This is a genomic window from Cyanobacteriota bacterium (assembly GCA_025054735.1).
Lineage (GTDB): Bacteria > Cyanobacteriota > Cyanobacteriia > SKYG9 > SKYG9 > SKYG9.
The window spans coordinates 1-9,309 of sequence record JANWZG010000131.1; the positions used below are offsets into that span (position 1 = coordinate 1).

The following is a 9,309-nucleotide window of genomic DNA, read 5'->3' on the forward strand; positions in this document are numbered from 1 at the left end:
ATCATCCAGCCTCAGGGCTAACCCCGCCGATTGTGGCTGAATTCCCTGGAATACAACTGATTAAAGAGCCTCGCCGAGGACTAGCCTATGCTCGGAATGCAGGCATTGTTCATAGCAACGGTGACATTGTTGTAACCACTGATGATGATGTCACCATGCCTACCGGCTGGTTAGAGCAATTGCTAGCTCCCTTCACCCGATCGGATGTGATGATTGTGACGGGAAACGTCCTCCCCGTAGAGCTAGAAACTCGTGCTCAACAATTGTTTGAACTCTATGGCGGCTTAGGGCGAGGCTTTCAACCCTTTGAAGTGAACGGGAACTGGTTTGAGCAGTTTCCCCGTCAACCAGCCCCTGTCTGGACACTAGGAGCAACTGCCAATGCAGCTTTCCGGTCTTGCATCTTCCAACATCCTCAGATTGGGCTAATGGATGAAGCGTTGGGACCAGGGATGCCCTCTGGTGTGGGTGAAGATACCTACCTGTTCTACAAAGTGCTGAAAGCAGGCTATACCCTAGTCTATCAACCAAAGGCCTGCGTTTGGCACAAGCATCGCCGGAAGATGTCTGATCTGCGCCGTCAACTCTATAACTACAGTAAAGGTCATGTAGCATACAACCTCACCACTTGGTTGCAGGATGGAGACTGGCGCGGACTAGCTCAGGTGTTAGTAGGATTACCGCTAGCCCATCTTACCCGTACCTATTACCGTTTGCGGGGATGGAGTGACTATCCTATCTCTCTAATTCTGCTTGAAATCCTGGGAAACTTGGCGGGGCCTTGGTCTCTGGGGATGTCTCGTTTACGGGTTTGGCGAGAGGGGCGGAGCCAAGCTTATCGTCCTCGTAACCAACGCTATTCTGCAACGATGGATTCTGACGCTGATGCCGATGTTGTCGCAAACACAGGAGTTGATTGACAGCCTATGGTTCCAACATCAACGGGTGCGCGTACTTTCTGGCAACGACTGGTCTACTTGCGGGACTTGCTACAATCGCTCGTTGATCGCGATATGAAGTTGCTGTACAAACGCTCCACCCTTGGAGTTGCTTGGACCCTGATCAGTCCTCTGCTACAGCTCTTAGTCTTCATCTTCATTTTTGGGGTGATCATTAAAGTTGATATTCCCCAATATGCCTCCTATGTGTTTTGTGGTTTGCTGGTGTGGAACTGGTTCAACAGCTCCTTGTTTCAAGCCACTGGGGTGATTATCAACAGCCGCCCCTTGGTGAGACAACCGGGTTTTCCTGTTGCGATGTTACCGATCGCCGTCACTGCCACCGGTCTGGTTCACTTGCTGCTCTCTCTGCCAGTTCTCATGCTGTTTCTGTTGCTAGACGGGGTGCGGTTGACCCCTTGGCTACTCTGTCTGCCGATCATTCAACTGGTGCAATTTGCCCTCACCATTAGCATTGCCTACGTGCTAGCAGGGCTAAACGTTGCCTTCCGCGATACCCAACATACCCTAGGTGTAGTGTTACAACTGCTGTTCTACCTCACCCCCATCTTCTATGACCTCAAGAGCATTCCTGGTAAGTACTGGTTCTTCTATGGGTTAAACCCGATGGTTCATATTGTCACCTGGTATCGTCAAATTCTCCTTTGGGGGGTGGCACCCGACTGGCTAGCAATGGCGATCGTCGCAGTAATCACGCTATTGCTCTTGCCTCTTGGCTATGCCGTCTTTCAGCGCCAGAGTGCCCGATTTGTGGAGGAATTGTGATGACAGAGGCAATCATTGTCCACAACTTGGGCAAACGCTATGCTCGCTATGCTGCCGATCGTCCCCGCACCATTATGGAAGCAGCCCTGTCTGGGTTTCGGGGTTTGGGTAAAGCAGAGCAGTTTTGGGCCTTGCGTCATGTCAGCTTCACGGTGCAGTTTGGCGAGATGCTGGGCATCCTAGGGCACAACGGGGCAGGTAAATCTACCCTGTTGCAGTTGATCGGCGGTGTGGGACGAGCCGATGAAGGCTGGGTGCGGGTAAACGGGCGAATTGGGGCACTGTTGGACTTGGGTGCAGGGTTCTCTCCCGATCTAACGGGACGAGAAAATGTGTTTGTCCTAGGCATTGCGGCTGGCCTGACTCGACGACAAGTGGCACGACAATTGCAGACGATCGTCGAGTTTGCAGAACTAGAGGCATTTATCGATAATCCCCTCCGCACCTACAGCAGTGGGATGCAAATGCGCCTCGCCTTTGCTATCTCCGTGCACACCGATCCCCAGGTGTTACTAGTGGATGAGTTCCTCTCCGTTGGTGACCTAGCATTCCAGAGCAAATGTTTGCGCCGGATTGCAGACCTAAAGGCAGCAGGCTGTGCCATTGTGTTGATTTCCCATAGCCCCGACCAAGTGAAAGAGTTGTGCGATCGTGCCCTGTGGTTAAAGCATGGGGAGGTAGTTGCCTATGGCGAACCAGCAACAGTGACCAGGCAGTATACGATGGAAATGCGAGTGCAAACTCAGCAGCGGACTCCAAACCGTCCTCCCCAGTTGACATCCAATGGTGTTGAACTGAAGGTAAGCGAAAATCGGTTTGGGTCGTTAGAGGCTGAAATCGTCAATGTTCAATTCCAACCAGCAAATATCTTGAACTCAGGGGATCCCTTGATTATTGAAATTCAATATCTTGCTCATCAGGCTATCCACAATCCAATTTTTGGGGTGAATCTGACCACTCTCAAGGGAGAAATGTGTTTTACCACCAATACCTCTGTGCAAGGAGTTAATATCTCTGTGATTGAAGGCTTTGGCTCAATTCAACTGCACCTCGATCGACTTGACCTAGGCAGTGGTGACTATTTTGTAGAACCAGGGATTTATCAATCCAATTGGGAATATGCCTATGATTTTCACTGGCATGTTTATACCATCAGCGTTAATGCTCCAACCTCAGAACAAACCCTCCTGCTTCCACCCCTGAAATGGATAATCAACCCATCCCAGTTGCCGTCAGCAACCACTATTAAGCATTCATCGGTTGCTCAAACTTAACTATTACAAACTTAACTATTGAAGATTCTAATTTTATGGAGACTACTAATGTTGGATTTTCAGAAATATCGTCAGGCTTTTCTAGAGGCATCACAATCCATAACCAATGAACAATGGAATGACTTTGCCAATAACCCCTTTTTTCTGTGGGCACCTGAACTAAGTGATATTCATGTGCAGAACTGTACTGTATTTTGCAGTCGAGAGCGGATGCTCTATGCACTTCCCAAACATGCGATCGTAGCTGAAATTGGGACACAATATGGCAAGTTTGCAGAGAAAATTATGCTGGCTACCCATCCCCAGAAGTTACATATTATTGATATAGACTTATCTCTGCTGCAAGCAAGTCTTGACGAGAGGACAGCCATCAAAACAGGCTTGAAGAATCACTCTGTAGAGTTGCATCAAGGAGACTCTTCAACGGTTATTGCAACATTTCCTGATCAATATTTTGATTGGATATACATTGATGGTGACCATTCCTACGAGGGTGTTAAGAAGGATATTGATAAATCTCATCCAAAATTAAAGGAAAATGGCCTGCTAGTTTTCAATGACTATACCCACTGGTCTCCCTACGAAATGATTCCCTACGGCATCCCCCGTGCTGTCAATGAGTTTTGTATCACCCACCACTGGGAAATTGTGTTTTTGGCACTAGATAGCTTTCTGACTTATCAGGATGTCGCAATTAGGAAAATAAAACCAGCCTAGTGCATCATCCTACTCAGAAATTAAAGTTTGTAGTCAGTGCTTTAGCCCTGAAGTGCCAACTCCAAGCTACGGTTTGTAGTTAGTGCTTTAGCCCTGAAGTGCCAACTCCAAGTTACGGTTTGTAGTCAGTGCTTTAGCACTGAAGTGCTAACTACGAGCCACGGCATTACTCCAAAATCAAGCAGTGAAACTGTACTCATCTATATTTTAGTCTTATGACAAACCAACCTACTAGCCAGCAGTCATCTGAGCATGAATCTGTATCGCCTCACTCACAAATCACGATATGGTTACTAAGAGTCATCCTAGCTGGGTTAGGACTTCGCTTGGTTGCGACGTGGCAGATGAATCAATAGGGTGCATCCCACTTGTGTAGCCCTCACCCTAAATCCCTCTCCCTGTTTGGGAGAGGGACTTCCAATCCGGCTCCCCTTCTTCCACCCCCCCGTTCGCTGGGGGCTAGGGGGGCTGGGAGATGAGGGCTTATTTGTGTAAGTGGGATGCACCCGAATCAACGCTCGTCTAGTAATCTCTCTTACAGCTGATCCCTATCCAATTGACAATCCAATTATGGTGACAATTATTGTCATAACTGCTAGTAACCTACAGTAACGGATTGCCTTGCCCACATAAAACCCTAGTCTCTAGCAACCGTGTTTAAATCGTTAACCTCATTTCTCTGGTGTGTTATTCTGGGCATCTTCGCTACAGTCAGTTTTGCTGCCCTTCAGCCGTTTAGGACTGTGGCTCAACCAGAACACTCGACGATCGTCAAAATTTTGCCTAATCCTGTAGGACGAACCACCCAATATATCGGTGCTGTAGAAGGCAATGTTAATTTCGACCCAGATGATTTAACTGATTTAGGTATTAACACATATCGCATCTATGGCGGTATGTCCCGTTGGGAAGCTGAAGATGACGACAGTATTTACGGCTATCCCACGATTGCTCAAATCAAAGCTAACCCTAATGTAGTGAATTGGGCTTGGTGGGACAAAGCAATGACTACACCTCCACAAGGCAGTGACTATTGGTGGTCGGGACGGTCTGGAGAGATTTGGCAGGGCAACGCTCGCACCCTGTTTAGTCAGCTTCAGCAAGCTAACATTCGCCCTGTGCTAACAATTCGTAATGTAGATGGGGATTGGAATCCTAGTTGGGCCTTGCAACTGAACCCACCCCGCACCGCAGAGGATTGGAACGAGTGGTGGGAGCATGTGTTTGCAACAGTTTATTGGCTGAACGTCCGTAACGACTATCAGGTGAACGAGTTTGAGATTCATAATGAACCCGATGTACGTATTCATGGTTGGGGCGGCACGTTTGCTGACTATGCTGAGCTAGTCCGAGTTGCCAAGGATGCAATTGACCATGTGTACCGCACGTATTTGCCCAATCGGGTCTATCATATCCATGCACCGATCGCAGCGTATCAACATTGGGTCTATGGGGCAATGTCCCAAATGCCCAAAGACTTTGACAGCATGAACTTCCATATCTACAGCCCAGATGTATCTGGCTATATTGCCACAATGCGACGGGCAATGAATCAAGCTGGTTTAGAACGGTTTCCAATCTGGGTGGGGGAATGGGGAACCTACCAAGAGAGCTACAATGATTGGTCAATCGCCCTGACTGTGTTGAAAAACCTAATGAGGATGGCACAACCAGGAGATACTTATGTTTACGGTAATCATCTGTTTTCCCTGTATAGTTGGGGAGGTGAGAGGGGCTTTGCTGGTCTGATTAATCGGCGGGGCAATCGTCAACTCAGTTACTACGCAATGCGGATGGGCATTCGGGCATTGCAGGGTGGGAAAGATGTTTTGCCGGTTGTCCCCACCCCTGAAGAGATCATGGTCATGGCTACTAGGGACGATCGTAATCTGAATGTGTTACTGGTAAACGATCAGGACGATCGCTATGAAATTGCTATAGATTTGTCAGCTCTGCAACTATCAGAAGCAGCCCGGCTTTGGCAACTCAGTGCAAATATGCTAGATCAGCCCCTCTCAGCACAAGCCTTAGACCAGGGCAGACTTCAGGTTCAACTTGCTGCTCACTCTGCCATCATGGCGCAAGCATCTCTTGAAATTCTGGATTAGACGGGAATCCACTCGTTAAAGTTGGTCGTTAGCCATCCACATCAGCCATCCAATTGTTGTAGGCGCGATCGCAACTCTGCCAGCTCTCGCTCCGCTGCCTCTGCCCGTTGGCGTTCCTGCTCTGCCCGTTGGCGCTCTAGCACCGCTTGTTCACTGCCAATTAGTAGCAAGTTACCGTCTAGATCCCACCACCGTAGCCATAGCATCTCTTGGTTTTGGTAGGTACCACGCCATAATCCTAATTCCACCTGCATAGGAGGGATGGGATAGTGTCCCCGATCGTTAGGGGTCATCCGCTCATAGGTGATGTCATTCAGGTGATAGACCTCTAGCCTGCCACTCTGGATCTCGTAGATGCCATAGTAGGGGACTCGCAGCACCCGCTCATAGACCCAAAATTTACCCTTAAAGGGTGTGACATCCCGTTCTTCCGACCCATCTCCTGATGCAAATTCCAGCACAATCAGGGGTGTAATCAATTCCCGCCATAGCACGTAGGAGCGACGATATTGACCATCCAACTGGGCTGGCACACCAGGCACATAGAACCAATCGGGAGCAACGGCTCCCTTTTCTGGTGGGTCTGTTTCTCGCCAATAGATGCCGCTGTCTTGACCAATGCAGTACTGCCCATCAGGGTGGAGCCGTTGCAACACTGCGCTCAAGGAATCAGTGAGTAAGATGCTTTGGGGATGCTCCTGAAAATTTTTCACAAAGGTACCGTCGGATTCGGGCAACTGGGTGTGGTCAGGGAAGGCACGGGGACGATCCAGTTCAAGGGCGGGGTCAGTCATGGTAGCTAGACAACACTGAATGTAGTGACCTGTGGGAGTGCTTCGTTTTCATCTTAGCGGCTAGGGCGGCAAATTAGCACACCGTTATGTCCACGGGGCAGGGAGATGCTCTACACTCCACTCCAGCGCTGATCGTCCTTACACCATTGGAGAAACGGCCTTCAAGTTCTGGTGTAACGTGAATTTTGAAGATAGAAAAATAGCTTGCCCACCTTGCGGGAAGCAAGCTAAGTCGTTAGCCTCATCTCCCAAAAGGGAGAAAAGGAGCCAAATTGCAATTCTTCTCCTTATGTTGAGAGAGAAATTTAGGGTGAGGGAGGATGCCGACGATACCACGCAGGTTGCCAGTACGCTCACAAAAACTGTCCCAACTGCTGCCGTAGGGTTGGCTGCTTAATTCCTCTCTCCCTAGTTAAGATTTGATCCTGTTCCTCATCAGACAACACGGCTATCAAGAACAGTCATGCTTTGGATGCTATCTGAATTCAACAGCCCTCTGGCCCACAGAAGCTGTGTCCATACAAGACCTCTGCATCACACATGTAGATAATGCCTGCATAGTCCAAGAAAAACTTCTCTGCAACATGATCCGCAATCTTCTGAGCCATAATTCGATCGTGGGTGAGCACTTCAAACTTGACATTCACTGTAGTGTCAGAAACGCTAGGTTGCCCTGACGATCGCACGTTGCGACTGCCTTTACCACCGGTTTCCATCACCGTGTAACCAGTTGCCCCAGCTTCCTCGATGATCTGGGCAATCTTTTTCAACAGAATCTTTTCTGAAATAATGACGAGCTTTTTGGCTGGCTTAGCCATCTTGGTTGCCTCCTCAAAGATTTACATTATAGTCACTTGGCCTGCCGGGCTAAGAGAGAGTGCCGACAGGCCATGATCTGTGTGGGATTAGCCAGCACCTAACGTCTGGGCAAGCCCGAGGAAAAATGGAATACAAAGGCCGATCGCAACTGGTGTACCAATGGCTGTAGAAGCACCGATATAGGCAGAGGGATTAGCCGATGGGATGCCGGCTCGCAGTGTGGGCGGGCCTGAAATGTCTGAACTGGAGGCAGCAATGACCGCTAGCACTACAACACCCCCTAGACTAAAGCCTGTGGCATAGTGGGCAATCATACCAAGACCGAAGGCGATAAGCCCATGCACAAACGGTGCCACTACACTGTACACGACATACCAGTGAGCTACCTTGCGCAGTTCGTTTAGCCTCGACCAAGCCTCCATACCCATGACCAGCATCAGAATTGAAAGCAAGCCACGAAAGGCAGGATCGTAGAAACCCTTGTAGACGCTTTCTGGCCTTGCGAACAGGCCAAGTGCAAGACCTAACAACATTGCAGACAAGGCTGGCCCCTGGAGACTTTCCTGGACGATCGGCCAGATCTTAACCCGACTATCCACAGACCGTTGCCTGCTCAGATACTCCTGTCGAGTGCTAGGATAACTCTGCTGATCAGGATAATCACCTGCCGCCACAGGCTGCCTGCTGAGTGACTCTTGCATGGCTGATTGAGCCTGCTCTTTGCGCTTCATGTTATTGAGATAAACATTAGCCACCACAATTGCAGTCACAAGTGCCGGAATATCCATAAAGGGATAGAGTGCACCAGCCCATGCCTCGAACTTGATGTTCTGCTCTTCTAGGGCTGTTATGGCAGCCGCCATTGTAGAACCACTCACAGCACCAAACAGTCCCCCAGTCGCAAGCGCATCCAGGGTTTTGACCTTGGGTAGCTTGGCTAATGTATAGCGTGCAATGAATACGATCAGAATCCCCACTAATACAGAAAACGCCGCGGGTAAGATCATTTCCGTTAGATTGGAATTGCGGATTGCAATGCCACCAGTCAGGCCGATTTTGGTCAACAGCATGAAGATTATGATCTTGACGATCGACTCTGGAATTTGCAGTTGACTACCAAAGGCAGCAATAAAGATCCCGCCGATCAAAAAGCTGAGTGTTGGAGATTGTAACTGCTTAATGAAGTCCATTAAAAAATTGGACAAAAGATCCACAAATACCTCCTTGTGCCTCCCCTAATGAGGAATGTTGCTATGAGTGAACTAGATGAACTTTTAAGAGATAAATAGGTTAAGAGCGAAGCGCTTCACCCCCGTAACACAGGTATTGCATAAGAACCCATGAATTAGGTCTATTGCCATTAGTCCAGTCGGTTCAGAAATCAATGGCGAAATACCACGCTTCGCTCCAGAAGCTATTGAACTGGATGAGATTGGAATCGCCATGATTGAAGTAAATAAACCGTAGAATGAACTAACTAAGAGCAACCCATTTCGCAGAAGGATGGGCTATAAGTTTAGATGAAGAATAGAATCTCACATCCAAAATCACACCCCCCAACTATTCGTGGCAACAAATTGCCAAGCATGATTACCGTGTGACTTCAAAGTTACTTCAAAGTCCAGGATATCAGATTTAATAATTAAATTATTTGGATAATGTTAATGTACGCTACTCTGGATAACAAAATCTATCGAACAATCAAGGAAAAGATTTTTATCTGCATAGAAATTCCTCTATGGCTTTTGGATGACACTGGCACTGCAGAGCCAATTGGCTACAACAAGTATCTTCTAACACGTGAACAGGGGGTTAGGAGACGTAGTACAAGGGGTGCATGTCACTGTTGCCCTCACCCTTGTATCTTAATGAC

The 9,309-nt window shown here is 48.5% G+C and carries 8 protein-coding genes; 5 read left to right on the forward strand and 3 right to left on the reverse strand.

Annotation, left to right across the window (positions count from 1 at the left end; translation table 11 throughout):
• From NZ772_08105 to NZ772_08125, 5 genes are all read left to right on the forward strand, one after another.
• Window positions 1-920 (forward strand): glycosyltransferase (locus tag NZ772_08105; GenBank protein ID MCS6813518.1); only part of this gene is annotated, 920 nt, incomplete at its 5' end.
• Window positions 921-926: 6 nt separating this feature from the next.
• A complete protein-coding gene (locus NZ772_08110; GenBank protein ID MCS6813519.1) occupies window positions 927-1,724 on the forward strand; it encodes an ABC transporter permease in 798 nt (265 codons plus the stop codon).
• Window positions 1,724-2,998 carry an ABC transporter ATP-binding protein gene (locus NZ772_08115; GenBank protein ID MCS6813520.1) on the forward strand — a complete coding sequence of 425 codons (1,275 nt, stop codon included), beginning with the start codon at window positions 1,724-1,726 and terminating at the stop codon, window positions 2,996-2,998. The genes NZ772_08110 and NZ772_08115 overlap by 1 nt, the downstream gene beginning before the upstream one ends.
• A gap of 48 nt (window positions 2,999-3,046) precedes the next feature.
• The gene (locus NZ772_08120; protein MCS6813521.1) at window positions 3,047-3,715 is read left to right on the forward strand and encodes a class I SAM-dependent methyltransferase; all 669 of its coding nucleotides are present in this window, start codon (window positions 3,047-3,049) and stop codon (window positions 3,713-3,715) included.
• Window positions 3,716-4,368: 653 nt separating this feature from the next.
• Window positions 4,369-5,823 (forward strand): hypothetical protein, encoded by a 1,455-nt coding sequence (locus NZ772_08125; protein ID MCS6813522.1) that lies wholly within the window; start codon window positions 4,369-4,371, stop codon window positions 5,821-5,823.
• Window positions 5,824-5,864: 41 nt separating this feature from the next.
• Here NZ772_08125 and NZ772_08130 read toward each other — a convergent pair whose 3' ends face one another.
• The 3 genes from NZ772_08130 to NZ772_08140 form a co-directional block, all read right to left on the reverse strand.
• Complete coding sequence (locus NZ772_08130) at window positions 5,865-6,617, reverse strand: Uma2 family endonuclease (protein MCS6813523.1); 753 nt, start codon at window positions 6,615-6,617, stop codon at window positions 5,865-5,867.
• A 485-nt stretch (window positions 6,618-7,102) separates the two neighbouring features.
• Complete coding sequence (locus NZ772_08135; protein ID MCS6813524.1) at window positions 7,103-7,435, reverse strand: hypothetical protein; 333 nt, start codon at window positions 7,433-7,435, stop codon at window positions 7,103-7,105.
• Window positions 7,436-7,522: 87 nt separating this feature from the next.
• Window positions 7,523-8,650: a sodium-dependent bicarbonate transport family permease gene (locus NZ772_08140; GenBank protein ID MCS6813525.1), complete on the reverse strand. Its 1,128-nt coding sequence runs from the start codon at window positions 8,648-8,650 to the stop codon at window positions 7,523-7,525.
• Window positions 8,651-9,309 lie beyond the last annotated feature (659 nt).

What these genes read in the sequence shown, in the direction of transcription:
- NZ772_08120 (MCS6813521.1), top strand. Translation starts at nt 3,047, where the DNA reads ATGTTGGATTTTCAGAAATATCGTCAGGCTTTTCTAGAGGCATCACAA.
- NZ772_08130 (MCS6813523.1), bottom strand. Translation starts at nt 6,617, where the DNA reads ATGACTGACCCCGCCCTTGAACTGGATCGTCCCCGTGCCTTCCCTGAC.
- NZ772_08115 (MCS6813520.1), top strand. Translation starts at nt 1,724, where the DNA reads ATGACAGAGGCAATCATTGTCCACAACTTGGGCAAACGCTATGCTCGC.
- NZ772_08110 (MCS6813519.1), top strand. Translation starts at nt 927, where the DNA reads ATGGTTCCAACATCAACGGGTGCGCGTACTTTCTGGCAACGACTGGTC.
- NZ772_08135 (MCS6813524.1), bottom strand. Translation starts at nt 7,435, where the DNA reads ATGGCTAAGCCAGCCAAAAAGCTCGTCATTATTTCAGAAAAGATTCTG.